General features: G+C 56.3%; 21 protein-coding genes and 2 pseudogenes. 15 read left to right on the top strand and 8 right to left on the bottom strand.

The features are described from left to right. The 7 genes and pseudogenes from CDA56_RS28835 to CDA56_RS28865 form a co-directional block, all read left to right on the top strand. On the top strand, positions 1-491 hold a 491-nt coding region (locus CDA56_RS28835; RefSeq protein WP_170064949.1), incomplete at its 5' end, for an aldolase/citrate lyase family protein. 33 nt (positions 492-524) lie between these two features. Next, positions 525-2045, top strand: coding sequence for a citrate lyase subunit alpha (citF, locus tag CDA56_RS28840; RefSeq protein ID WP_032749691.1), 1521 nt, complete (start codon positions 525-527; stop codon positions 2043-2045). Beyond that, positions 2042-2590, top strand: coding sequence for a citrate lyase holo-[acyl-carrier protein] synthase (gene citX, locus CDA56_RS28845; protein WP_046877446.1), 549 nt, complete (start codon positions 2042-2044; stop codon positions 2588-2590). The genes citF and citX overlap by 4 nt, the downstream gene beginning before the upstream one ends. Then, positions 2565-3437, top strand: a complete 873-nt coding sequence (gene citG, locus CDA56_RS28850) for a triphosphoribosyl-dephospho-CoA synthase CitG (protein WP_103815032.1) — start codon at positions 2565-2567, stop codon at positions 3435-3437. Before citX ends, citG begins: the two co-directional genes overlap by 26 nt. A 32-nt stretch (positions 3438-3469) precedes the next feature. Beyond that, positions 3470-4036, top strand: a complete 567-nt coding sequence (locus tag CDA56_RS28855) for an RBBP9/YdeN family alpha/beta hydrolase (protein ID WP_014838027.1) — start codon at positions 3470-3472, stop codon at positions 4034-4036. 68 nt (positions 4037-4104) lie between these two features. Then, on the top strand, positions 4105-6705 hold the full coding sequence (gene acnB / locus CDA56_RS28860) for a bifunctional aconitate hydratase 2/2-methylisocitrate dehydratase (RefSeq protein WP_103815034.1): 2601 nt from the start codon (positions 4105-4107) through the stop codon (positions 6703-6705). A gap of 108 nt (positions 6706-6813) precedes the next feature. Beyond that, positions 6814-8246, top strand: a pseudogene (locus CDA56_RS28865) (anion permease). A 137-nt stretch (positions 8247-8383) separates the two neighbouring features. Here the strand turns inward: CDA56_RS28865 and cspE are convergent. Beyond that, a complete protein-coding gene (gene cspE, locus CDA56_RS28870) occupies positions 8384-8596 on the bottom strand; it encodes a transcription antiterminator/RNA stability regulator CspE (RefSeq protein ID WP_004849644.1) in 213 nt (70 codons plus the stop codon). 664 nt (positions 8597-9260) lie between these two features. Between cspE and CDA56_RS28875 the strand changes: the two genes are divergently transcribed. From CDA56_RS28875 to CDA56_RS28890, 3 genes are all read left to right on the top strand, one after another. After that, positions 9261-9482 (top strand): cold shock domain-containing protein, encoded by a 222-nt coding sequence (locus tag CDA56_RS28875; RefSeq protein ID WP_004849645.1) that lies wholly within the window; start codon positions 9261-9263, stop codon positions 9480-9482. 579 nt (positions 9483-10061) lie between these two features. Then, on the top strand, positions 10062-10439 hold the full coding sequence (locus tag CDA56_RS28885) for a RidA family protein (RefSeq protein ID WP_025106209.1): 378 nt from the start codon (positions 10062-10064) through the stop codon (positions 10437-10439). Positions 10440-10630: 191 nt separating this feature from the next. Further along, positions 10631-11659 carry an LLM class flavin-dependent oxidoreductase gene (locus tag CDA56_RS28890; RefSeq protein ID WP_014228742.1) on the top strand — a complete coding sequence of 343 codons (1029 nt, stop codon included), beginning with the start codon at positions 10631-10633 and terminating at the stop codon, positions 11657-11659. 43 nt (positions 11660-11702) lie between these two features. Here the strand turns inward: CDA56_RS28890 and CDA56_RS28895 are convergent, their stop codons facing one another. The 5 genes from CDA56_RS28895 to CDA56_RS28915 form a co-directional block, all read right to left on the bottom strand. After that, on the bottom strand, positions 11703-12038 hold the full coding sequence (locus CDA56_RS28895) for a gamma-glutamylcyclotransferase family protein (RefSeq protein ID WP_014228743.1): 336 nt from the start codon (positions 12036-12038) through the stop codon (positions 11703-11705). A 107-nt stretch (positions 12039-12145) separates the two neighbouring features. Further along, entirely contained in the window at positions 12146-12904 is a 759-nt protein-coding gene (gene dsbG / locus CDA56_RS28900; RefSeq protein ID WP_032693388.1) for a thiol:disulfide interchange protein DsbG, read from the bottom strand. A 44-nt stretch (positions 12905-12948) separates the two neighbouring features. Next, entirely contained in the window at positions 12949-13671 is a 723-nt protein-coding gene (locus CDA56_RS28905; protein ID WP_103815036.1) for a DsbA family protein, read from the bottom strand. A 6-nt stretch (positions 13672-13677) separates the two neighbouring features. Then, positions 13678-15702 (bottom strand): protein-disulfide reductase DsbD family protein, encoded by a 2025-nt coding sequence (locus CDA56_RS28910; RefSeq protein ID WP_103815038.1) that lies wholly within the window; start codon positions 15700-15702, stop codon positions 13678-13680. Between the two features lie 46 nt (positions 15703-15748). After that, a complete protein-coding gene (locus tag CDA56_RS28915; RefSeq protein WP_032719734.1) occupies positions 15749-16129 on the bottom strand; it encodes a hypothetical protein in 381 nt (126 codons plus the stop codon). 908 nt (positions 16130-17037) lie between these two features. On the opposite strand from CDA56_RS28915, the gene leuO reads away from it, so the two are divergent. From leuO to CDA56_RS28955, 5 genes are all read left to right on the top strand, one after another. Beyond that, positions 17038-17985 carry a transcriptional regulator LeuO gene (gene leuO / locus CDA56_RS28930; RefSeq protein ID WP_014228748.1) on the top strand — a complete coding sequence of 316 codons (948 nt, stop codon included), beginning with the start codon at positions 17038-17040 and terminating at the stop codon, positions 17983-17985. Between the two features lie 480 nt (positions 17986-18465). After that, positions 18466-18975 carry a hypothetical protein gene (locus tag CDA56_RS28940; RefSeq protein WP_371321146.1) on the top strand — a complete coding sequence of 170 codons (510 nt, stop codon included), beginning with the start codon at positions 18466-18468 and terminating at the stop codon, positions 18973-18975. A 261-nt stretch (positions 18976-19236) separates the two neighbouring features. Next, entirely contained in the window at positions 19237-20253 is a 1017-nt protein-coding gene (locus tag CDA56_RS28945) for an iron ABC transporter substrate-binding protein (protein ID WP_025106214.1), read from the top strand. 23 nt (positions 20254-20276) lie between these two features. Then, positions 20277-21851, top strand: a complete 1575-nt coding sequence (locus CDA56_RS28950) for an ABC transporter permease (protein ID WP_165795134.1) — start codon at positions 20277-20279, stop codon at positions 21849-21851. Further along, on the top strand, positions 21852-22880 hold the full coding sequence (locus CDA56_RS28955) for an ABC transporter ATP-binding protein (RefSeq protein ID WP_103815043.1): 1029 nt from the start codon (positions 21852-21854) through the stop codon (positions 22878-22880). Between the two features lie 10 nt (positions 22881-22890). Here the strand turns inward: CDA56_RS28955 and CDA56_RS28960 are convergent. Further along, a pseudogene (locus CDA56_RS28960) lies at positions 22891-23858 on the bottom strand (PDR/VanB family oxidoreductase). Positions 23859-23871: 13 nt separating this feature from the next. Continuing rightward, positions 23872-24896, bottom strand: a 1025-nt coding sequence (gene hpxD / locus CDA56_RS28965) for a molybdenum cofactor-independent xanthine hydroxylase subunit HpxD (protein ID WP_104011501.1), incomplete at its 5' end; no start/stop codon positions are given.

The raw sequence follows: 24896 nt of genomic DNA on the forward strand, positions 1-24896 counted from the left end.
TTGAATCGGCGGTGGGGGTCATTAATGCCGTCGCTATCGCCAGGTCCTCTCAACGCCTGATGGGGATTGCGCTGGCGGCGTTTGATTACGTCATGGATATGCAAACGGAACGCGGCGACGGTACCGAGCTGTTTTACGCACGCTGCGCGGTATTACATGCGGCCCGCGGGGCAGGTATTGATGCGTTTGACGTGGTCTATGCCGATATTAATGACGAGGCCGGCTTTTTGAAAGAAGTGGATTTGATTAAACGTATGGGCTTTAACGGTAAGTCGCTTATTAATCCGCGGCAGATAGAGATCTTACATAATGCCTATGCCCCCACTCAGGAAGAAGTTGATTACGCGGAGCGTGTTATTGCCGCGGCCGAAGAAGGGGAGCGTAGCGGACTTGGGGTGATTTCACTGAACGGCAAAATGATTGACGCGCCGATCATCAACCATGCCCGGGTGGTTATTGAACGTAAAAATGCCTCCGGCATCCGGCAATAATCTCCATTCAGTCACCAGCAACAGGATTTAACTATGAATCAATTAACCGAAGCCCTTCATAATATATCCGGCGCCCAGCATCAGTATGAGGTATTTACCGGCGCAAATACCCATACGCCCTATCTTGCGGATACCCGGCAAAAATATCAGCGCAAACTTTTTGACACGCTGGATGAAGTTTTATCGCGCTGCGATTTACGCGATGGGATGACCGTTTCATTTCATCACGCCTTCCGCGAGGGTGATCAAGTGATTAACTACGTTATGGCCAGGCTGGCGGAAAAAGGCCTGCGAGGGCTGACGCTGGCGTCAAGTTCCCTGATGACCTGCAACGCGCCGCTGATCGAGCATATTAAACACGGCGTTATTAGCAAAATCTATACCTCCGGGATGCGCGGTGAATTAGCGGATGCGATTTCACACGGCCTGATGGAGGAGCCGGTACAGATCCACTCGCACGGCGGCAGGGTCAATCTGATTGAAAAGGGTGAAATTAATATTGATGTCGCGTTCCTGGCGGTCTCCTGCTGCGACGAATATGGCAATGCCAGCGGCAGCGGCGGCAAATCCCGATGCGGCTCGCTTGGCTACGCGATGGTCGATGCAAAATATGCCCGCAAGGTGGTTTTGCTGACGGAAAGCATTGAGCCGTTTCCGTATATGCCGGCCAGCATTATTCAGGATCAGGTTGATTATATTGTCAAAATCGACAGCGTAGGCGACCCGGCGAAAATCAGCGTTGGCGCCGCGCGCGTGACCAGCAATCCGCGAGAGCTGATGATCGCGCGGTCTGCTGCGGACGTCATTGAGCATTCCGGTTATTTTCGCGATGGTTTTTCTCTGCAAACGGGATCGGGCGCGGCGTCCACCGCCTGTACGCGATTCCTGGAGTCCCGCATGAGGAAACACAATATCGTCGCCAGCTTTGCCTTAGGCGGCATTACCGGCAGTATTGTCGATCTGCATGAAAAGGGGCTGATTACTAAGCTGCTGGATACACAAAGTTTTGATGGCGCGGCGGGGGAGTCGCTGGCGAAAAATCCGCACCACGTTGAAATCTCGACCAGCGTTTACGCCAACCCGGCGGCGAAAGCCGCCTGCTGCGACCGCGTGGATATCGTCATCTTAAGCGCCCTGGAAATTGATACGGATTTTAACGTCAACGTTCTGACCGGCTCCGACGGCGTGATGCGCGGGGCATCGGGCGGACATTGCGATGTCGCGGCGGCGGCAAATTTAACTATCGTGGTCGCGCCCCTGATCCGCAGCCGCATTCCCACCGTCGTCAGGCACGTCACGACCCGCGTAACGCCGGGAGAGAGTATTGACGTGCTCGTCACCGACCACGGCATTGCCGTGAATCCTGCCCGTCCGGAAGTCAAAGAGAGGCTGACGGCGGCTGGTTTGCCGGTCGTTGACATCGAAGCGCTTTATCAGACATCGCTGGTGATTTCTGGCGAGCCCAAACCTATTGAGTTTACCTCGCGCATTGTCGGCGTCGTGCGTTATCGCGATGGCAGCGTCATTGACGTGGTAAGGCAGGTGAAAGAATGATCGGCGAAACAACAAACGCTTCCTGCGCCCCTCTCACCCTTGAGGAAGTCCTTAAAGCCAGAGAAGCGCGCGCGAGTGTACAACAGGCGTGGCTGCGCCGCTTCGAACAACCAATGGTATCCACCACGCTCGTCTGGCCCGGAGAGGTAAAAGATACGCCGCTTGCCCGGCAGGTTATGGCGGAGGCGACGGACGCGTTCAGCCAGCTGCTGCGGAAACATCGCTGGGGCGTTTCCAGACACGACGTTCGTTTTCAGCCCACCGGGCCCGAAGCGTTCTGGTCCGTAGCGGCGCCAGCCTGGATGATCAAGCACGTGACGGCGCATCTTGAAGATCATCATCCTCTCGGGCGTCTGTGGGATATCGATGTTTTTTGTCCCACATCCGGATTAATTAAGCGCAGCGCGATCCGACAGCCGATGCGCAGATGCTTCATTTGCAATGAGGCTGCCCACGTCTGTTCCCGTATGCGCCGCCATTCTCAGAATGAACTTGCGCAAGTGATTGAGGATTTAGCCTATGACTATTTTCGCGGTCAACGCTGAACGGGCTGAGCAATGGGAAAGCATCGCCTGGCTGGCTGCCGAGGCGATGTATCGGGAAGTGAGATTAACGCCAAAGCCCGGGCTGGTTGATGGCGAGAACAATGGTGCGCATCGTGATATGAACATCGCGCTGTTTATGGCCAGTATTCGCGCCGTCTCGCCCTGGTTTCCGCGCTTTTTTGCGCAGGGAAAGGCGACGGCGGATTTGCCTGCCCCGCAGACGCTATTGGCGATAAGGCCCACAGGACTGGCCTGCGAACAGGCGATGTTTAACGCCACGGGGGGAGTAAACACCCACAAAGGCGGCATTTTTTCCCTTGGCCTGCTGTGCGCCGCCGCTGGGCGTCTTGTTAAGCGCAACCAGATGCTTAGCCAGCGCAATCTGTGCGAGGAAACCCGCACGATGTGCGCGGGCCTGGTTAGCCAGGAACTGAAAAGAAAGGGCCTCGCCAAAACCAAAGGCGAGCATATTTTTCAGCGCTTCGGGTTTAGCGGCGCGCGAGGTGAGGCTGAGAACGGCTTTTATACCGTCAGGCAGTTCGGGCTGCCCCAGTGGCAGAAAGCGCGGCGGGAGGGGTTATCTGAGCAGGATGCGCTGCTCAGGATGCTGCTGGCCCTGATGGCCTTCAACCCCGATACCAATGTGGTGTCCCGGGGCGGGCTGAGCGGCCTGCAGTATGTGCAGCGCTATGCGCAACGCGTTCTGAAGATAGAACACCTGGCGGGTGAAAAGCTCAGAAAAGCGCTGAGACACATGGATAAGGCGTTGATTGACAGAAATATTAGCCCTGGCGGCAGCGCGGATCTCCTTGCCGTTGGCTGGGTACTTTCCCATTACCCGGCCTGACGGGCGGTACTGAACGTGGAGAGGAAGGCTTTATGACTACCCAACGTCTGGAACAGCTCAGCGAGAAGTTGACGATTATTCTGGTGCCGGGCCTGCGAGACAGCGATGAGCATCACTGGCAAAGCTGTTGGAGTCGTCGTTTTCCTTTTTGGAAGCGGATAAGCCAGCGGAACTGGCTGGAGCCGGATATCGATGCCTGGGTATCCGCTATCCGTCGGGAGCTGGCTACCTGTCAGCGGCCGGCCGTGCTGGTCGGCCACAGCTTTGGGGCGCTCGCCGCATGTCGCCTGATTCAGACGCAAAAGGTGAACATCGCGGGTATCGTCATGGTTGCGCCTGCGGAGCCATCGCTCTTCGAACTGGACGAGGCGGTACTTCCCGAGAGGCTGCGGGTGCCCAGCCTCCTGTTTGCCAGCCGAAACGATCCGTTAATGACCTTTAAGCGAGCGCAGTACTGGGCGCAATGCTGGGGAGGGCGGTTAATCGATCTGGGTGACGCCGGGCATATTAATGCTGAGTCCGGATTCGGGGAGTGGAATTATGGTCTGGAGCAGTTAGCAGAATTTTGTGAAGGCTTACCGCAATTTATTAAAAGTTAATTTTACCAACCGAATATCGCTATTACATAAACAACCTTCAGATAAATAACATCTGAAACGGAGAGCATATGTTAGAAGCTTATAATAAGCATGTGGACGAACGCGCTGAAAAAAATATTCCACCGAAGCCGTTAACCGCTGAGCAAACGCAAGAATTAATTACATTACTGACCAGCAAGACCTGCGATGATAAACATGCCCTTGTACAGCTGTTAGCGCATCGCGTGCCGCCGGGCGTCGATCCGGCGGCGAAGATTAAAGCCGATTTTCTTTATCAGCAGATCAAAGAAGAAAACCCAGCGAGTATTATTGCGCCTCAGCAGGCTATTGAACTGCTGGGCACCATGCAGGGTGGTTATAATATTCAACCGCTCATTCACTTACTGGACGATCCCCGCTGGGCCAGCAGCGCAGCGGAACAATTAAGCACCACGCTGCTTATTTTTGAAAAATTTAAGGATGTGGAAGAAAAGGCGAAACAAGGAAATGCCTGGGCGCAAAAAGTGATTCAGTCATGGGCCGACGCCGAATGGTTTTTACGTCGTCCGGCGCTGCCGGAGAAGATCACGCTGAAAGTATTCAAAGTGACGGGGGAAACCAATACTGATGATTTGTCCCCTGCGCCCGAGGCATGGTCACGTCCGGATATTCCTCTGCATGCCTTGTCCATGTTGTGTCATCCGCGCGACGGCGTCAGCCCGGATGAGCCGGGAAGCCGCGGGCCGATACGACAGCTAGAGCAGTTAAAGAAAGAGGGCTACCCGCTGGTCTACGTCGGCGATGTCGTCGGCACCGGCTCTTCGCGAAAATCGGCCACTAACTCTATTTTATGGCACCTTGGCAACGATATTCCATGGGTGCCGAATAAACGAAGCGGCGGCTTTGTTTTTGGCGGCAATATTGCGCCCATCTTTTTTAATACCCTGGAAGATTCCGGCGCGCTGCCCCTTGAAATGGATGTTTCCGCGCTATCCACGGGTATGCTGATTGATCTCTATCCGTATCGCGGGGAAATTTGCGAAGCCCACAGCCAGCGTCCTGTCACCTCATTTTCCCTGAAAACGGACGTTCTGCTGGATGAAGTGCGCGCCGGAGGGCGCATTCCGCTGATTATTGGCCGCAGCCTGACGGCCAGAGCGCGGCAATCACTGAACCTTGCGCCCTCCGACGTTTTCCGCCGGCCGAAAGCGCCGGCACCCTCCGCCGCCGGCTTTACGCTGGCGCAGAAAATAGTGGGGAGAGCCTGCGGCGTTGCCGGGATCCGACCAGGACAGTACTGCGAGCCGCGAGTCACCACCGTCGGTTCGCAGGATACCACCGGAGGAATGACGCGCGATGAGCTTACCGATCTGGCCTGCCTGAATTTTTCCGCTGATTTGGTTATGCAGTCTTTCTGCCATACTTCGGCCTATCCCAAGCCGGTTGATGTGAAGCTGCATGAAACGCTGCCCGAGTTTATCAGCCGCCGAAACGGCGTGGCGCTGAAGCCGGGTGATGGCATTATCCACTCCTGGCTTAACCGTATGCTGATTCCTGATACCGTGGGGACCGGGGCGGATTCGCACACCCGTTTCCCGCTTGGCATCTCTTTTCCCGGGGGCTCCGGGCTGGTGGCCTTTGCTGCGGCAACGGGCATTATGCCGCTGGATATGCCGGAGTCCGTACTGGTCCGTTTTACGGGAGAGATGCAGCCGGGGATAACCCTGCGCGATCTGGTTCACGCTATTCCGCTCTATGCCCGCAAGCAGGGATTACTGACGGTGGAGAAAAAAAATAAGATCAATATTTTCTCCGGCCGTATCCTGGAAATCGAAGGGCTCGGGATGCTGAAAGCGGAGCAGGCCTTTGAACTGGCCGACGCCTCGGCCGAACGCTCCGCAGCGGCGTGCGTGCTGCGTCTGGAAGAGGAGAACGTGGCGGAATACCTGCGCTCCAATGCCACATTGTTACGCTGGATGATTAATCAGGGTTATGAAAATGCCGACACGCTGGCGCGGCGAATTGCGGAAATTGAGGCATGGCTGGCGAATCCGTCGCTGCTGGTGGCCGATGAGAACGCCGAATATGCCGCGGTGATTGAGATCGATCTCACGGAAATTACCGAACCCATCGTCTGTGCGCCGAACGATCCGGATGACGCCCGGCTGCTGTCGGAAGTCGCGCGTACGCCGATAGATGAGGTCTTTATTGGCTCCTGCATGACGAATATTGGCCATTTCCGCGCCGCCGGTAAAATTATTGCCGACGCCCGCGAGATACCCGTACGGCTGTGGCTGGCTCCGCCGACGAAAATGGATGCGCGTCAGCTTGCCAGTGAAGGCTACTTTAATCAGTTTATAAAAACGGGCGCCAGAATCGAACCCGCCGGCTGTTCGCTGTGTATGGGGAACCAGTCGCGGGTACGTCAGGGCAGTTCCGTTGTTTCAACATCGACTCGTAACTTCCCGAATCGTCTGGGCACCGATGCGAACGTTTTTTTAGCATCGGCGGAGCTGAGCGCCGTGGCGGCGATGATAGGGAAAATGCCGACCGTTGAACAATATTTCTGGCACATGGATAAAATCAAAGCAACAAGGGACGATATTTATCGTTACCTGAACTTCGATCGGCTGCCAGAGTATCAGTCAACGAATGATGGAAAAAATATTATTAAAACATTCGCTGGCTAATTCTTTACTGCATTAAGCAATAACGGTGAATAGCTCACTTGTTCAGCGGAAGCTTCAGAAGAAAGAGGCTTCTGCTTTTAATGACACGGATTGTAGCCGAGGTGAAGCATGTTGAAGTCAAAGCTAATAAAAATAGCGGTGCTTATTTTTATTATTATATTAGCAATCATCATTCCACCCCCGCGGGATTAACGAAAGAAGCCTGGATACTGGCCGGTATCTACCTGGCATCCATTATAGGTCTGGTGAGTAAGCCTTATCCTGAGCCGGTTATCATGCTGTCGGCGGTAGGCTTGTCGTGCTTAACGGTGGCACGATTTGATGACTCCCCCGTCAGGTCAATGGATGTACTGAGCGGTTTTTCCTCGGGAACGACATGGCTGGTATTTAGCGCGTTTACTTTGAGCGCCGCTTTTGTCACCACCGGATTAGGGAAACGTCTGGCGTACTGGTTTATTTTAAAGTTCGGTGGGACAACCCTGCGGCTGGGGTATGTCACGGCGCTGTTGGATTTAATGCTGTCACCGGCGACGCCCTCTAACACCGCACGCGCCGGCGGCGTCGTATTCCCGATTATCAATAGCATTGCCCTGGTGTTAGGTTCAACGCCAAAAGAGAGTCCGCGTCAGGCCGGACGTTATCTGATGGTGAATATCTATATGGTGACTAAAACCACCAGCTATATGTTTTTGACCGCGTTTGCCGGAAATGCCTTAGCGTTACAGTTAATTTCCGATATTTTTCATATCCGCATAAGCTGGGTAGGGTGGGCTCTGGCGGGGGTACCGCTTGGGCTATTGATGTTAGCCGTCATTCCTTATATCACCTACAAAATAGTGCGCCCGCAATTAAAAGAAATAGACAATGTAAAAATAGCCACTGCGGGCCTGAATGACCTGGGGCCCATCAGTTCGAAAGAGAAAGGGCTGATCGTGGTCTTTATCTCCGCACTCTCCGGCTGGATATTTTCTCATTATCTGGGGCTGAATGAATCCTCCGTTGCGGTGATTGCCATGGCTGGCGCTTTGCTCACGAATGTCATTTGCTGGAATGATGTGCTGCAAAATAAGGGCGGCTGGAATACGTTAATCTGGTACGGCGGCATTATTGGACTGAGTGCGACCTTAAGCAAAGAGGGATTTTTTAAATGGCTTGCCGCCTTTATGTCCGAGCATCTGGATTTCCTCGGCGCCGGTAACACGACCATTGTGATTATTGTTTTTTTAAGCATCGTCGTGCGCTATTTATTCGCCTCCGGCGGTGCATACGTCGCGGCTATGGTTCCCGTCTTCGCCACCGTCGGACTGGTTACCGGAACGGCGCCTGCGCTGCTGGCGCTCGCCATCCTGTTTTCTAACTCTTACGGGGGCTGTATCACGCACTATGGCGGTGCCGCCGGGCCGATTATCTTTGCCGCCGGTTATAACGATATTAAATCCTGGTGGTTAACCGGGACCATAATCGCTTTATTAACGTTTCTGCTGCATATGGTTGTCGGCATTCCGTGGTGGGGCTTTTTGATTCAGCACGGAATACTCTGAGGCCAGCCTTGTTTTTTATTACCTGACGGCTCGCGATATAACGAAAAAACCCCGACATGATGTCAGGGTTTTTTAACTGGCGTGAGTCCATCATCGGCAGCGAAGCTGAAATCTACCGCCAGCAAATAAAGCGCAGCTTAGATGGCGAAGACGTTACCGGCAGAAGGGCCTTTCTGGCCATCTTCAATGGTGAATTCGACTTTCTGGCCTTCGTTCAGGGTTTTAAAACCGCCGCCCTGGATAGCGGAAAAATGTACAAACACATCTTTGCTACCGTTGTCCGGGGTGATGAAACCAAAGCCTTTCGACTCATTAAACCATTTTACTAAACCAGTCATTTTATTAGACATTGATAATACCTCAACATATCTGAGCCTTACGGCGAAAAGGTTTCGCACAGAATCTAATTAATAACGATAAGGAGACTCAAAAGGAAGAATTATCAACGGATAACACTTAAGATGAGGACTGCTTTACTGAACCGCTTTATTATGTCTGTGTACTTAACCGACCAATCATTAGTCACATACTTCACCGCGGATAGCAAGACTTATTTCAATTGATATTGCCGGGGCGGAGAGTGATACGGGAAGAGGGGCGAGTGATTCACCAGCGACTTGCTGATGGCGTAATGATAATAACTTTCACTATTTCATTGGGTTAACTCGATTTTTGGTTGCGGTGACGTGGATGAATCTGCAGAGAATGTTTTTTTATTTTTCCGAACAGGCTCACCCGGCGGTGAAGCCATATCACCGGTCGCAGCGCGATTAATTTAGGCCGTTTCTCATTATTAATCCCCATCGGGGTATCTGGACGGCTAAAATTTCATTTGCTTATTAATGGTATTCATGCCTTAATGAAATTATTAATCCGAAAAAACGCATGCACTTAAAAATTTTACCGGCCCGTTCTCATTACCAGGCGCTATCGCTGATACCCCCTTTCTTTTGAGTCCATACGTTTAATCCGACACGTTTTCTGTCAATTACCTGATGCGCAACTGGAGTCAGTATGTCCTCAAGAATTAAAGGTCTGGTCAAGTGGTATAATGAGTCGAAGGGATTTGGTTTCATTTCACCTCTCGATGGCGGTAAAGATATCTCGGTCCATTGCTCGGCGCTGCGTGGTGATAATTTTAATACCCTGTTTGAGGGCCAGAAAGTTGAATATGCCATCCTCCATAGAGATGACAAAGGCCCTGCCGCCACCCATGTCATACTGTGCGATAAATAACGATTTATAGCGTTACGCCCGCGATAGCGAAAGCCGTGCTGGCGATATCACGACGGCCTGTCCCAGGATTTTCCTCCCTTATTCCATGTCCTGTCCCTGAGCGCAACGACAGCCGCGTTGCGTACGGTTTTTCTTATCCGGCGATGCGGCAGAAATGCGTTCAACGGATTCTGGAAGCGCGTACAATTCATCGGCTTTCAGTCAGTATTTAAATCCGATGACAGGGGATAGTGATGGTCAGACGCTTTTTGGTGTGTTTCTTCATGCTGTGCGCATGCTCAGCCTATGCCGCTAACGGCGGGAATGGCGGCGACGGCGGGAATGGGAATAACTCGGATGGGGGCAATGGCTCTGATGGCAGCGCGACCGCGTCGGGACGCGATGGTTGCCCCGGCGGAACGCAGCCTGACTCGTCCGGAAAATTTTATCTTCCAGGCACAAAAGAGCCGTGCAATCCGGGCAGGCAGGATGCCATGAAAAGCGCGCGCCATTAGCCTTAACAGCCTCTGTTTAGCGGCTGACGACAAGACCGCCGAACGAGTGAGGCAAGTCAGTTTCTTGTTAAATAAGGAGGAGTGTATGGGTCGGATGGTACGAAAAAATTACCCTGAACTGGGCGAGGTCAAGGCGCCCTACGTTCATTCGGTTAAGCACGGGAACACGCTCTATATTTCAGGGCTCACCGCGTTTGGCACCCGTGCGCAGCAGGCCGGTATTGGCGCACAGGCGGAGGAGGTTTTTACGCAGATACGAACCGTTGCCCGCGCCGAAGGCATCGATTTTTCCTCTCTTATCAAAGTCACGATCTTTATCACTTCTTTTGATGAAATCGACGAATTGCGCAAAGTGCTTTACCGGAACTACGGCGATCATCTACCCGCCAGCTCGCTCGTAGAAGTCAGCCGCCTGTTTTCTGCGGATCTCAAAATTGAAATTGAGGCAATATTCGGCCTGTGAGCCAGTGTTTATTGCCCGGGCCGCGGTCTGCGCCGCCGGGCAGACTCAATCAATTTATTTGATGCATTCGGTTAAACAAACAATATTTATTCTCACCTGGTTATGCGTAAAGTAGAGGCATAACGCGGCAGACACGTTTTTCATTATGCGCCACCTGCCAACGACCTCCCTGCAACCCAGGACACCACGTCATGAAAAAGATTGGCTTTTTGTCATTTGGTCACTGGACGCCGTCGCCGCAGTCCGGGACGCGTTCGGCCGCTGATGCGCTGCTGCAATCCATCGATCTCGCCGTTGCCGCCGAAGAGCTGGGCGCGGATGGCGCCTATTTCAGGGTGCATCATTTCGCCCGCCAGCTTAGCTCGCCGTTTCCCCTGCTGGCAGCGGTCGGGGCGAAAACCAAACGTATTGAAATCGGCACCGGCGTTATCGATATGCGCTATGAAAACCCGCTGTATATGGCCGAGGATGCGGGCGCGGCGGATTTAATCTCCGGCGGCCGTTTACAGCTGGGTATCAGCCGCGGCTCGCCGGAGCAGGTGATCGATGGCTGGCGCTATTTTGGTTATGTTCCCGGCGAGGGCGAAAACGAGTCCGACATGGCGCGCCGCCACACCGAAGTGCTGCTGGACGCGCTGCGCGGAGAGGGGTTTGCGAAACCTAACCCGCAGCCCATGTTCCCCAATCCGCCGGGACTGCTGCGGCTTGAGCCATATTCTGAAGGGCTGCGCGAGAGAATCTGGTGGGGCGCCGGTTCGAATGCGACGGCAAGATGGGCGGCAACGCTGGGGATGAACCTGCAAAGTTCGACGCTGAAAGACGATGAAACCGGTGAGCCGTTCCATATCCAGCAGGCGAAGCAGATCCGCGCCTATCGCGAGGCATGGGCAGAAGCGGGCCATACGCGCACGCCGCGGGTTTCGGTCAGCCGCAGCATTTTCGCTCTGATGAACGATCGCGACCGGATGTATTTCGGTTCAGGCCGTGACGAGAGCGATTCGATAGGTTTTCTCGACGAGAAGACCCGCGCCATTTTTGGCCGCAGCTACGCCGCCGAGCCGGATAAGCTGGTCGAACAGCTGAAGCAGGACGAGGCGATTGCCGAAGCGGATACGCTGTTGCTGACGGTGCCGAACCAGCTGGGCGTGGAGTATAACGCCCACGTGATTGAGTCCATACTGAAGCACGTTGCGCCGGCAATGGGCTGGCGCGACGCATAAACCCGCGCTGAGCGACGCCCCGCAGGCGCGGGGCGAAAGGGTTTTACGCTGCGACCTTTGGCTGTAGCTGATAGATCCAGGCGGTCACGCGCTGGCCGTCTTCCATGGTAACGTCAACGGCAACGCGGTCGTAGCCCTCTTCAAACGCATCCAGCATTGGCCAGTGGGCGCTAAGATTCGCGGACAGGAACAGGTAGCCGTCGACCCGAGGCCCGTTGTTGTCGAGCACGATCCCCGGAAAATCCGCCGCCGCTCCCCAGCCGCGTTCATAAAACAGACCCTGCACATAGCCGGGCAGCCACTCGCCGCCAATGTTGTCCATAATATGGGCATTGGAGTGGCCCGGACGCAGCGTGCCGTAGACAAATAAACGTTCCATTATTCCTCAATCACTCAAGCGTTGAAGGCCCGGACGGGCAGAGCAGGTCTTAAAATACGAGCTCTGGCCGGGGTTGGCAAGGCGCCCCGTAGGACGCCCGCTCTTCATCAGGGCTCAGGTCCGAACATCTCCAGCAGCTGTTTCTTGTCGGGCATGCCGACCACCTGCTGGAGTTCATTCTGTTCATTCATGTAATAGATGGCCGGCGTCGCGCTGGCGCCCAAATCATCCATCAGCTTTTGGTTATGCTGAAGAAGATTAAAGGTTTCGCGCGGCGTCACGCCGTCAAAGCGCGGCACTTTTTTGCCGCCGGAGAGTTCATACTCTTGCCAGGCCGCTACCGGATCTTTGGCATTCAGGATTGCCGTGGCGTATCGGCCGCTATTCGGGTTGAGAAAGGCAACCAGCAGGGTATTCAACTGGACCTTACCGGCTTCTACCCACGGCTGCGCCGCCGACCAGAACGTCTTGCAGTAAGGGCAGAACGGATCGGCGAAGACGATGACTTTTCGGGCCGCCGAATCCGCGCCCTCCTTGAGCGGCCCGGCATCGTTCAGCTTCTTCCACATTTCGCGGCCTAATGGGGTATAGATCGCTTCTTTAAAATACCCCTCGCTGAGGTTTTGCCCTTTATCATCATAAAGATACCCGGAAATGACGTGCTTTCCGTCCGGGGTTAAAAACAGGGTCACCCCCATATCCTGATACTGACCGACCCAGCCTTTTACGCCTCCGGGGGAATCTATCTCCTTGATAATTTTGATCCCTTGCTGTTCACCAAAGTTTTGAACTATCTGGGGAATCGCCCCCTCCGCAAGCGCCAGGCCCGGTATCATCCAGGCCGCCAGCAGGAAAATATATTTCATCATATCGCCTCTCAATGCAGGGGGAGCGCTCCCCCTGACGTGGGTTACTGTTTTTTCAGCGCATCGCCGATTGTGGCATCAAATTGCTCCCAGGGGATCCAGCCCGACAGCATCTCATCGCCAATTAGCGTGGCCGGCGTTCCCTGAATGCCGAGCTTTTCGGCGACAGCGAAGCTTTTCTGAATCGTCTCCAGGCTTTGCGCATCCGGCTTAGCCACGATGACGCCCGCCTTTTTTTTCGCCTGCTCAAGGCTGGCACCGTCGTGATACCCCTTTTTTGCCATCAGGATCGCATTAAATTTGGCGAACTGTTCAGGATGCGTGCGCCACAGGGTGAGCGCATCCCTGGCCGCGGTCATTGAGCTTTCGGAGCGCCAGGGCAGAAACTTAAAAATCACCGCAACATCCGGGTATTTTTCCACAATCTTCTCCAGATAGGGGTCAAACTTTTTACAATACGGACAGTTATGATCCGTAAAGACCACCAGCGTCAGCTTCGGCTTTTGCGCGCCGATTCGCGGTGAGTGGGGGTCGTGAAAGAGAAAATCGCCGTACTGCGACAGCACCTGGTTGAGCGATTCCTGTTCCGCCCGGGCATTCTGCCGATCGAGCTTATCGGCCGCGGCGACCAAAATTTCAGGATGGCTGAGCAGCGTCTCCTGGACCAGTGCCTGCACGCGAGCCTCCTGCGCCGGCGTGAGCGGCGACGAGGCTGACGCCGTCAACGACGCCGAGAGAAGCAGAAAAGTGAGCAGCGTAGTTTTCATCGTTAATTAACCTCTGGCATGAGTGAGCGCGTTCAGGACGCTTTGTTGATCGAGCAGCGGCGGGAGAGTCTCTCCTTGCGGCACGCCTGGACCGTAGACCTGATTGAAGGGAATGGCGTAACGGTTTCGGCTTTGCAGGAAACGGGCGATCGGCTCAGAGGGCTTGCTCCAGTCGCCGCGCAGCGCGACGACATCCGGCTCAGCCAACGCGCTGATGATGGCGGGCTGATTTAACACCCGGTGTTCATTGACTTTGCACGTGACGCACCAGTCGGCTGAGATATCGATAAACACCCGTTTGCCATCCGCCAGCGCGCTCTGGATCGCCGCCTCGCTGAGAGGCTGCCAGCGAATTTGCTGAGCGTTAGCCTCCGGCGACGAGACGATAGCACCCTCGGCGAGCAGGCCGCGAACCTGAAAGCCGGCAAACGCCGCCAGCGCGATAATCACCAGCCAGAAGGCTGGCGTCGCTCGCGGACGAGCGACTAACAAGGCAATCGGGGCCGCCACGGTGAGGGTCAGCGTCAGCATGCCGCCCGCCGTTTCTCCCAGGTGCAGGCCGAGCAGCGTCGTCAGCCAGAGGCTGGAGGCCAGCATCATGACGCCAAGCGCCATTTTCAGGGTGTTCATCCAGCGGCCGGGGCGGGGGAGCAGGGCGGCGGTTTGCGGGAACAGGGCGACGAACAGCCACGGCGCAGCCATCCCCAGCCCGAGCACCAGAAAAATCAGCCACAGCTCCTGAAGCGGAGCGGCAAGCGCGAAAGCGACGGCCGTACCCAGGAAGGGAGCCGAGCAGGGCGTTGCCAGCAGGGTGGCAAAAACGCCCTCGCAGAAGCTGCCCGCCATCCCGGCGCCGCCGGCGGTCGCCATCCGGCTCACGGCTGCCGAGGGAAGCAGCATCTCGACTACCCCGAAGAGGTTCAGCGAAAAGAGAAAGGTGACGGCAACCATTAAGCCGATAAACCAGGGATTCTGAAACTGGATCCCCCAGCCCAGCGATGCGCCGGTGAGCTTCAGTATCGTCACCATCAGCGCCAGCAGAGCAAACGAGGTCAGAATACCCGCGCTGGTGGCCAGAAAACGCAGCCTGACCATGCCCCGGTCTGAACCGGCCTGCAGCACCGCGCTGAGCTTCATGCCCATCACCGGCAATACGCACGGCATCAGGTTAAGGATTAAGCCGCCGAGCAGCGCGAAAAGCACTATTTTCCCGAGACTAACCGTCGCCGCCGGGGCGAGATCCGCGCCAGTCGTAAGGTTTATCTGCTGCGCTTTTTCACCATTTGTCAGCACCAACGACAGCGCTTTTCCTGCCAGCGTGGCAGGGATTTCTCCCCATTCGTCGGTGACCGGTACCGTCACCTTGAGGTGGCTGCCCTCGGCGCGAATGTCCGGATCGCCGGCCACAATTCCCCCGTCCATAGGGTCAAAATAGATCCCGGGGTTTTTCCATTCGCCGGTCGCGGTGGCGGTGATGACCAGCTGGCTCCCGACCCGATGCGCGGCAAGATCGTTGGTCACGCCGGTATCTGCCGGGACAGTGCGCATGGCCCGGGCAAAGGCGCCCCGGAAATCGCCGTCCGCGGGCTGATTGAAATCGAGACGCAGCCGGTAGTCGGTCAGCAGACAGACGTTGCTGCAGGTCGATAGCGTAAGCGTGCCTTCCAGCACGTCGCCGGGGGCGGCGGCGATCGTCATCGGGATCGCGACCCGGTCATGGTAGCCCTGGGTCGTCAGGCCGGAAATCTTGAATCTTGACGGGGCAGGCCAGTACCACCGCGCCTGTTCCCCGTTGTTCCAGATGATTTGCGGGGCGACGCCGCCTTCGCCCGGCGAGCGCCAGTAGGTTTTCCAGCCGGAGGCCAGCTCAATAGAGAGCAGTCCGTCGATCCGATCGTTTCCTTTTTCCGCCTGGAAGCGGATCCGGGCATGGTCGTTTTGCGGGGATGTCAGCCATCCGGTGTCCGCCCCGTGGGCAACGCCCGCGCAGGCCAGCAACAGGAAGACGAAGCCCCTGAAGATATTCAGCATTTTTTTCTCCGTGAATTAAAAAATTAATCGTTTAAGAACGATTTTTTCATTCACGGAAAACGCAGTTTTTAAGGTGTATTCGCAGCGTGGGCGGCCGGACGGGATCGTCCCGGAAAACCACCGGACGCCCTGCGGTGAGCAGCTGAAGCAGGGCGAGGAAGAGTATGACGGCAGGTAAGGCGCCATCAAAGAATAGCGGCTGCGCGCAGAGCAGGGATTTAGCGCTCAGCTGACAGGGCGAGGGGCCTGGCTCAGCCTCCTCAGAAGACGGCTGCTGGGCCTGCGCGCTGAAGGATATCGCCTGCGTGCGGGCGCCGACATCGGCCAAAAAATGGTGCAGATAGGCCGCCCGCTGAACAAGGCAGAATGCCATGACCAGGCAGGTCAGTATCAAAAACCATTTACCAGGAAGCCGACGATTGTGCATAGGGTACCAGGACAAGACAGAACCCGAGGATCATAAACAATCCTTATCAATGTACAAGAGGCTGGCGTGTAAGGTTTTGTCTGGATGGATAACGTTGCCGGCGTATGCGGCGGAAAGGCGGGCGTTCAGGTATTTCGTACATTTATATTATTTACAGCGTTGATGCATCCGGCTACTATTCGCGTCGCTAAGCGGTACCGGCACGCCGCTGCCGGACGTGACTGCTTAGCGCCTGACCGCCATTAGCTCATCTGGAAGAGCGAACGACGTACGTTGTAGGGAACGGGGTTCGAGGCCTCGATGGCGGCCCAACACTTGCTTAGCGGATCCGCACGATATCGGTAATAAAGCCTCCCGCTTCTGTTGAATACGCCTCTGAACATCTTTAATCACTCCTTTTAGATCTCTTTCCTGCTATTGCTACATAGCCGTTATTATTGCCTGTGAAATAATTTCTCTTCTCTCGCTATTACTCGCGACGGAATGTGATTGCCTGGTTTTATCGCGACTGCCCCGGCAAAGGAATATCTGAATTTGGAGTGTTTAAGATTTACCTAAGCAAATCTGAATAATTTTAATGTGAATCTACTTATTAGGATTTAGTCGCGTATTTTTCAGAAATTTCATCACTTTTTATATGGTATTCTCCCTTGTTCAAGGAGTGAACGAAGGAAAAAAGAATGCTTTACCGCTATGCCGTTTTCTCCAGAAAACATAATACGTTTCATATTCTTTTACTGTTTACCATTTTGATAATAAGTTTCATACATTTGAGCGTGCTGCTGGAAACCGATAACACATGGCTGCTGGGGCCGATGGTGATTTATCTGCCCATTTTTTTCCTTTGGCGAAAGGTCTCAGTGTTACGAAGCAGAATCGCTGATTAATGTGCTGGTGGAGTTCCCTACATGAGTGAAAATACAACATCTAAAGCAACCTCTGAACCGAAAGTCCGGCAGCCCGTCCTGCGGAAAGTCGATCTTAACCTGTTAACCATTTTTGATACCGTTATGCAGGAGCAAAGCTTAACCAAAGCGGCGCACACGCTGGGCATGTCTCAGCCGGCGGTCAGCAGCGCGGTCTCTCGCCTGAAGGTGCTGTTTAAGGATGAACTGTTCGTCCGCAACGGCCGCGGGATAAAACCGACGGAGCGCGCCTTTCAGCTGTTTAGCTCCGTTCGTCGCGCGCTGTCGCTGGTGCAAAATGAGCTACCGGATACGCTTTTCGACCCGCTGGACTGCGAACGTAATTACAACCTTTGCGTCTGTAGCCCGCTGGATAACTACCTGACTCCGCTTATTTTTAACAAAATCAGCGAGATTGCTCCCAGGGTCACTCTTTCCTTTAAATCTTCGCTAAGTCAGCAGGTGACAAATCAGCTGCGCTATCAGGAGGTGGAATTTGTACTCGATTACAACAAATTCAATCATCCGGAATTTACCAGCATCCCGCTGTTCCATGACCGAATGGTGCTGGTGGCCAGGCGCAACCATCCGCGTATCGCATCGCCGCTGAGCGAGGAGGATATTTATCGCGAGCAGCACGCCACCGTCGCGCTGGATCGCTACGCCTCCTTCAGCTATCCCTGGTATAGCTCTGAAGAGCAGCAGGCCTGCGTCGCTTTTCACGGTAACGCGATGGTCAGCGTGTTGAGCGTGGTGTCGCAAACCAATATGGTGGCTATCGCGCCGGAATGGCTGGCGAAAGAGTTTGAAGAGCAGTTTGCGCTACAGCTGCTGCCGCTGCCTTTAGAAATGGACAGCCGTACCTGCTATCTTTCGTGGCATGAAACGGCGGGCCAGGAGAGAAGCCATCGCTGGATGGCGGAGCTGCTAATAAAAATTTGCCAGCGCTAAATAGACCTGAAGAAATGCCTGGTAAGACGCCAGGTATTTTATTATTCACGCTCAACTCTCGCCCTGAAAATTAATTAAGATCCCTCCTTTATTCTTGTTCATCAGGCACTGATGACCGGATAAAATACGCTGTATTAATAAAATTAACCCACCAGAATTTCATTAAAAAATCTATTTACCGAAAATCGCGCATTTCTCCGGCAGAGCCAACCGGCGGTTTCTGTACCCAATGGATTTCGAGTTGCTTTGAGGCGGCAAGAGAGAGACAAATTCGTCGGAACGAATTTGACCAGCCGAAGGCTGACCGCCGGTGAGCGGCAGGAGCCTCTCATTAATCCCCAGGAGTTTACTCAAGTAAGTGACTGGGGTGAACGAACGTAGCCAACAAAGAAGCCACTTGAAAGACGACGGGTATATACTCTTATTATCCAGCCGGGCCGACGCCTGAACCAGGGGATGATGTTGATGCGCAGAAAAATGATGAAGCCTGCGGTGGCCGTCGCCGCCCTGATGATGTCATCGACGGCCCTACAGGCGGATGAAATCAACCTGTATTCGGTTAATACCGGCTCCTGGATTTACCATCTGTCGAACAACCACGGCCAGTACACCGAAGGTTTTGACAACCAGTTTGCCTCCGTTGAGCGCAGGTTCTCCGAAGATTCGCCGTACAGCCTGCTGGCCGGAACGATGAAAAACAGCTTTGACGATCGCTGCATTGCGCTGGGGGTTCGCCGCGACTGGGTCTCGTTGGGCAACGGCTGGGTGTTTAAGGGAATTTATGGCTACGTTGGCGAGTTTTTTTTCTCGGCCTTCGAGCACTGCGGCGATCATGGTTCTTATAAGGATTTTAAAGACGCCACCGGCATCGGCTTTTCTCCCTATGTTTATCATGGTTTTCAGTACAACTTTACCAATTATTTCGGCGTTGAAAGCGGAATTATTCTTCCCGCCGTCTTTGTGGTGAGCATACAGTGGAGTTTTCGCTAATACAGTGGCGAAAACCCGCCCGCTGTGGGGCTTTGAAAGAATCGTAATAAAAAATGAAGTCATCTTAAGGTTATTTTAATCTTCACCGCGACGGTTATTTTTTTATAGCATTTTTCTCGCCCTTATCCGCCCGCGCTCAGTACATTTCACTTTTTTCATTAGATGGTAATTGTTTGCATTATCATTCACATTCCTCTGTGATTTAATCCTTGCCGGCCGGCGGCCAGTGACTCTTCGCCCACCTCTATTAAGGATTAGTTTATGCGTTTTCGTCTGGTGTCTTATTGCTCCGCTGCATTGATGGCTTCTTCCGCGTTTATTGCCCCGCAGGCGCTGGCGGCGGCCAGCAGCGACGGGATTGTGGTCTACAACGCGCAGCATGAAAATCTGGTGAAGTCCTGGGTTGACGGCTTTACCAAAGAGACGGGAATTAAAGTGACGCTGCGTAACGGCGGCGACAGCGAGCTGGGTAATCAGCTGGTGCAGGAGGGGACGGCATCCCCGGCGGATGTCTTTCTGACCGAAAACTCCCCGGCGATGGTGCTGGTGGATAACGCGAAGCTGTTTGCGCCGCTGGCGGCCGAGACCCTTCAGCAGGTCGCCCCGCAGTACCGCCCTGAGCACGGCCGCTGGATAGGCATTGCCGCCCGCAGCACCGTATTCGTCTATAACCCGGCGAAAATCAGCGAAGCGCAGCTGCCGACATCCCTGATGGATCTGGCGCAGCCGCAGTGGAAAGGGCGCTGGGCCGCTTCGCCATCCGGCGCGGATTTTCAGGCCATCGTCAGCGCCATGCTGGCGCTGAAAGGCGAGCAGGAAACCCTGGCATGGCTTAAAGCGATGAAAACCAATTTTGTGGCCTACAAGGGCAACAGCACGGTGATGAAAGCGGTGAATGCCGGTCAGATTGATGGCGGCGTTATCTATCATTACTACCGCTTTGTCGATCAGGCGAAAACCGGCGAGAACAGCAAAAATACCCGTCTCCACTACTTTAAAAACCAGGATCCGGGCGCCTTTGTCAGCATTTCCGGCGGCGGCGTGCTGGCCTCCAGCAAACATCAGGAACAGGCTCAGGCCTTTATCAAGTGGATCACCGGCAAGCAGGGACAGGATGAACTGCGCACCAATAACGCCTTTGAATACGCCGTTGGCGTCAACGCCGCGTCCAACCCGAAGCTGACGCCGCTGAAAGCGTTAGAGGCGCCGAAGGTTGAGCCGTCTTCGCTGAACAGCAAAAAAGTGGTTGATTTGATGACCCAGGCTGGCCTGCTGTAATCGTCCGTTAAAGTGAACACGCTATGTCTTCTCTGAGTTTCGCGCTCGGAAAAAAAGCCCAACGCCTGCCCGAGCGCAGGCGTCCTGCTTTTCCGATGATCGCGTTAGCCGTTCTGTTTTCTCTGCTGGCGCTTTTGCCGCCGGGTTTTGTTATTGCCGTAGGGGTCGATACCGGCTGGGATACAATCCAGGCGCTGGTCTTTCGCCCGCGCGTCGCTGAGCTGTTAAGCAATACCCTGTGGCTTATCGCGCTGACGGTACCCCTGTGCATTGCGCTGGGCGTTGGCCTGGCCTGGCTGACGGAGCGCACGCTGCTGGCGGGGCGGCGGCTCTGGTCGGTGCTGGCGGTAGCGCCGCTGGCGATCCCGGCCTTTGTGCAAAGCTACGCCTGGGTCAGCGCGGTGCCGGCAATGCACGGCCTCTCTGCCGGGGTGTTTCTTTCGCTGCTGGCCTACTACCCGTTTATCTATATGCCGGTTGCCGCCGTTCTGCGGCGGCTGGACCCGACGCTGGAAGATGTTGCCGCCTCATTAGGTACGCCGCCGTGGCGGATCTTTTTCCGCGTGGTTTTGCCCCAGCTCAGGCTGGCGATATGCGGCGGCGCGCTGCTGGTGGCGCTGCATCTGCTGGCGGAGTTTGGCCTGTTCGCGATGGTGCGTTTTGATACCTTTACCACCGCCATCTATGACCAGTTCCAGTCAATCTTCAGCGGCCCGGCGGCGAACATGCTGGCCGGAGTGCTGGCGCTCTGCTGTCTGGCTATTTTGCTGCTGGAAGGGGCGTCGCGGGGGAAAGCGCGCTATGCCCGCATCGGTTCGGGCGCCGCGCGCGAACAGCAGCGGCAGCCGCTGGGCCGGCTGGCGACGATCCCTCTCCAGCTCGCGCTGCTGACGCTGGTGATGCTGGCGCTGGGCGTTCCGCTGATGGTGCTCTGCCGCTGGCTATGGCTGGGCGGCGTGGAGAACTGGTTAAACGCCGACCTCTGGCTCTCCCTGCGACAAACGCTGCTGCTCGGCGCGGTGGGCGCTCTCCTCACCACCGCTTGCGCTATTCCCATTGCCTGGCTGGGCGTTCGCTATCCGCAGCGCCTTATTCGACTGCTGGAGGGGTGTAACTACATGACCAGCTCTCTGCCCGGCATCGTGACGGCGCTGGCGCTGGTGACGGTCACCATTCACTACGCGCGCCCCATCTATCAGACCGAGGTCACGCTGCTGCTCGCCTGGCTGCTGATGTTTATGCCCCGGGCGCTGGTCAACCTGCGCGCCGGCATCGCTCAGGCCCCCGTGGAGCTGGAAAACGTCGCCCGCAGTTTGGGCCGCAGCCCCGGCCGGGCGCTGTGGAGCGTGACCATGCGGCTGGCGGCGCCGGGCGCGGCGGCAGCGGCGGCGCTGGTGTTTCTCGGCATCACCAATGAATTGACCGCCACGCTGCTGCTCTCTCCGCTCGGCACCCGCACGCTGTCGACCGGCTTCTGGGCGCTAACCAGCGAAATTGATTACGTCGCCGCCGCGCCTTACGCGATGCTGATGATTCTGCTTTCGCTGCCGCTGACCGGCATTCTCTATATCCAGTCGAAAAAAATCGCAGGCCTGTAAATGCTTGAACTCTCCTCAATCTCAAAATCTTTTGCCGGTACGCGGGTGCTCGAAAACCTGAATCTGACGGTGGCCGCAGGCAGCCGGACGGCGATAGTTGGTCCCTCCGGCTCCGGTAAAACCACGCTGCTGCGGATCCTCGCCGGTTTCGAAACGCCGGATAGCGGGCGCATTGTTATGCAGGGGCGCACGCTGTTTGCGCAGGGGACATTTATTCCCGCCCACCTGCGCGGGGTGGGCTACGTGCCGCAGGAAGGCGCGCTGTTCCCCCATCTGAACGTCGCGGACAATATCGCCTGGGGCCTCGACGGCAGCCGGCAGGAGAAATATCAGCAGGTGGCGGCGCTGATGGAGAGGGTGTCGCTGGACCGTCAACTGGCGAACCACTGGCCGCACGAAATCTCCGGCGGTCAGCAGCAGCGCGTAGCCCTGGCGCGCGCGCTGGCGCAGCGGCCCGCGCTGATGCTGCTTGATGAGCCTTTTTCCGCCCTCGATACCGGGCTGCGCGCGGCCACGCGCAAAGCCACCGCCGATTTACTGGCGCAGGCCGGGGTCGCGTCGATTCTGGTGACTCACGATCAGAATGAAGCGCTCTCCTTTGCCAGCCAGGTCGCGGTGATGCGTCAGGGACGTTTTGCCCAGGTCGGCACGCCGTATGAGGTCTACAGCCGTCCCGTCGATGAAGAGACGGCGCTATTTCTCGGCGATGCGCTGGTGCTGCCCGCCGAGCTTCGCGGCGGGCGGGCGCGCTGTGCGATTGGCGAAATTTCAACCGATGATCCGCATGCCGTCGGCCAGGGAAGGGTCATGCTGCGCCCCGAGCAGCTGGTTATCTCCCCCTCTCCAGCGGATGGAAAGCCGCTCACCGTACGCGATGTGGACTTTAGCGGCCACCTGTCAACGTTAACCCTGGCGATGCCCGGCCAGGGCGAGCCGCTGATCGTCAAAACCGTCAGCCGGCAGTTATGGCGGCCGGGGGCGGCGGTACACATTGAGGTGGTGGGCGAGGCGCGGGTCTTTGCCCGCTAGCGCCGACGGGCTATAAATCAATGCACAGATTCGCCGACCGGCTGCGGGAGCAGCACAGGGCGATCTGCTGCGCGCCGGCGGATTTCTCCGCCTCCGACTGCACGGTGTCGCGGTGGTCGACAACCCCCTCGATAACCGGCGTCAGGCAGGCGCCGCAAATCCCCATCTCGCAGGAGAGGGGAACGGCGACGCCGTTCTCCTGGAGCACCTGGGCGATGGTCTTATGCGGGGGTACCGGCCACCGCTCTCCCGAGGACGCAAGCGTCACGCTAAACGTTTCTCCCTCCTCAGCGCCGGCGGGCATCGCGACAGGCTGAAAGGCTTCGCTATGGATCAGCGTTTCCGCCCAGCCCTGTTCAATGGCGACCCGGCGCGCGGCGGCCATAAATCCCTCTGGCCCGCAGAGATAAATCGGATATCCGGTATGCGTCTTGTTCAGCGCGGCGGCTAAATGCTGCCGGGCGCTGTCTCCTTCGCAAGAGCTGTGAATCACCACGCTTTCGGCGCGGAATCGCCGCTGCAGTTCGCGGACAAACGCCCCCTGGGCGCGATTTTTCAGGTAATAGTGCAGCGTAAACGGCACGCCCTCCGCCTCCAGCCTTAGCGCCATTGCGTACAGCGGCGTAATGCCGATACCGGCGGCCAGCAGCGTCACCCGCTCCGCCGCCCGTAAGGGAAACAGATTGCGCGGGGAGAAATCAACAGCGTCTGGCCGGGGCGCAGCTGCTGATGAATATAGCGCGAACCGCCGCGTGACGCTTTCTCCAGCGTCACGCAGATCAGGTAGCCGTCGTCTGCGCCCTCCGGGCCGGTCAGCGAATACTGGCGGATAATGCCGCACGGCAGATGAACGTCAATATGCGCGCCGGGCTGCCAGGCGGGGAGCGGTCTCCCGTCCCGCGCCACCAGCCTGACGGCGAGGTTCTGGCTGCCCTGGCGCCAGAGGCCGTCAACGATAACCTCTACTACATCGCTCATGATGGCTCTCCACTTAAACGAGGAAAAAGTCGCCGAAGCCCATTTTTTTCAGTCCGCGGCGATAGGCGATGGAGCTGCGATCGGCGGGGATATGCGCTTCGAGCGTTAAATCCAGCGGCAGTCTCTCCGGGCGCTGGGTCTCCACCATCAGGCGATCTTCCTCAAAGACGCGCAGGTTAAAGGCGTGAACATCCTCTACCGGTACGTGCAGATCGAAATTACGCGCGATGGGCGCGAACATCCGGGTTATCCGCGAGGAAACCGGCGAGGCGGCGTTCATAATCACCAGCCTGGCCTCACCGGGAAAATGAATCGTCAGGGTGGCGGTAAACGGCAGATGCATCTCGAAATGGCGCAGCCACTGGAAGCCCTCCGGCGCGCGAAACTCGGAGCTGGCGGGATAGTTGCCGACCGAACTCCAGTAATCGGCGATAAAACCAAACGACGTCTCCTGCGGGTTATAGTTCGGCACCACCTGGTTATCCGGGTCGGCGAAAGTATCGGTATGGATCCAGGCGAAATGGGCGACATCCAGAAAGCCCTCGACCTGGCGCCCCGCAAAGCCGTTGACCTCAAAGGCCGGGCAGTTGATTTGCTGGAAGCCGTCGTCGTGCCAGTGCGGCATCACCGGCAGCGGCATCGGGTTCTCCGGGTCGAAGGCCAGGCAGGTCCAGATCAGGCCATAGCGCTCCTCAACCGCAAAGCTGGTGAGGTTGAGCTTCGCCGGTACCGGCTGGTCGGGACTGGACGGGATACGGTTACAACGGCCATCTTCGCCGAAGCGCAGGCCGTGGTACGGGCAGACGATCCCTTCTTCATCGTGAAAGCCGAGCGTCAGCGGCACGCCGCGGTGGGGACAGACGTCGCGAGCGACCACCACCTGGCCCTTAATACGATAGATCACCAGCTGCTCATCAAGCAGGGTGGCTTTTACCGGCGCGGGGCCGATATCGCAGGCGCGGGCGACCGGGTGCCAGCATTTCGCCAGGCGCAGCCAGTCCTCAGGCTCAAAGGTGCAATGGGCGGGTGGGGTGGGTT

Source organism: Klebsiella michiganensis (genome assembly GCF_002925905.1).
In the GTDB taxonomy this organism is placed as follows: domain Bacteria; phylum Pseudomonadota; class Gammaproteobacteria; order Enterobacterales; family Enterobacteriaceae; genus Klebsiella; species Klebsiella michiganensis.

Bases quoted from the DNA above. Each gene is read 5' to 3' on its own strand.
- citG (WP_103815032.1), top strand. From the start codon at position 2,565: ATGACTATTTTCGCGGTCAACGCTGAACGGGCTGAGCAATGGGAAAGC.
- CDA56_RS28910 (WP_103815038.1), bottom strand. From the start codon at position 15,702: ATGCTGAATATCTTCAGGGGCTTCGTCTTCCTGTTGCTGGCCTGCGCG.
- CDA56_RS28890 (WP_014228742.1), top strand. From the start codon at position 10,631: ATGAAAAAGATTGGCTTTTTGTCATTTGGTCACTGGACGCCGTCGCCG.
- CDA56_RS28905 (WP_103815036.1), bottom strand. From the start codon at position 13,671: ATGAAAACTACGCTGCTCACTTTTCTGCTTCTCTCGGCGTCGTTGACG.
- CDA56_RS28955 (WP_103815043.1), top strand. From the start codon at position 21,852: ATGCTTGAACTCTCCTCAATCTCAAAATCTTTTGCCGGTACGCGGGTG.
- CDA56_RS28855 (WP_014838027.1), top strand. From the start codon at position 3,470: ATGACTACCCAACGTCTGGAACAGCTCAGCGAGAAGTTGACGATTATT.
- CDA56_RS28950 (WP_165795134.1), top strand. From the start codon at position 20,277: ATGTCTTCTCTGAGTTTCGCGCTCGGAAAAAAAGCCCAACGCCTGCCC.
- CDA56_RS28945 (WP_025106214.1), top strand. From the start codon at position 19,237: ATGCGTTTTCGTCTGGTGTCTTATTGCTCCGCTGCATTGATGGCTTCT.
- CDA56_RS28895 (WP_014228743.1), bottom strand. From the start codon at position 12,038: ATGGAACGTTTATTTGTCTACGGCACGCTGCGTCCGGGCCACTCCAAT.
- citX (WP_046877446.1), top strand. From the start codon at position 2,042: ATGATCGGCGAAACAACAAACGCTTCCTGCGCCCCTCTCACCCTTGAG.
- CDA56_RS28885 (WP_025106209.1), top strand. From the start codon at position 10,062: ATGGGTCGGATGGTACGAAAAAATTACCCTGAACTGGGCGAGGTCAAG.
- CDA56_RS28915 (WP_032719734.1), bottom strand. From the start codon at position 16,129: ATGCACAATCGTCGGCTTCCTGGTAAATGGTTTTTGATACTGACCTGC.
- cspE (WP_004849644.1), bottom strand. From the start codon at position 8,596: ATGTCTAATAAAATGACTGGTTTAGTAAAATGGTTTAATGAGTCGAAA.
- CDA56_RS28875 (WP_004849645.1), top strand. From the start codon at position 9,261: ATGTCCTCAAGAATTAAAGGTCTGGTCAAGTGGTATAATGAGTCGAAG.
- dsbG (WP_032693388.1), bottom strand. From the start codon at position 12,904: ATGAAATATATTTTCCTGCTGGCGGCCTGGATGATACCGGGCCTGGCG.
- CDA56_RS28940 (WP_371321146.1), top strand. From the start codon at position 18,466: ATGAAGCCTGCGGTGGCCGTCGCCGCCCTGATGATGTCATCGACGGCC.
- leuO (WP_014228748.1), top strand. From the start codon at position 17,038: ATGAGTGAAAATACAACATCTAAAGCAACCTCTGAACCGAAAGTCCGG.
- acnB (WP_103815034.1), top strand. From the start codon at position 4,105: ATGTTAGAAGCTTATAATAAGCATGTGGACGAACGCGCTGAAAAAAAT.
- citF (WP_032749691.1), top strand. From the start codon at position 525: ATGAATCAATTAACCGAAGCCCTTCATAATATATCCGGCGCCCAGCAT.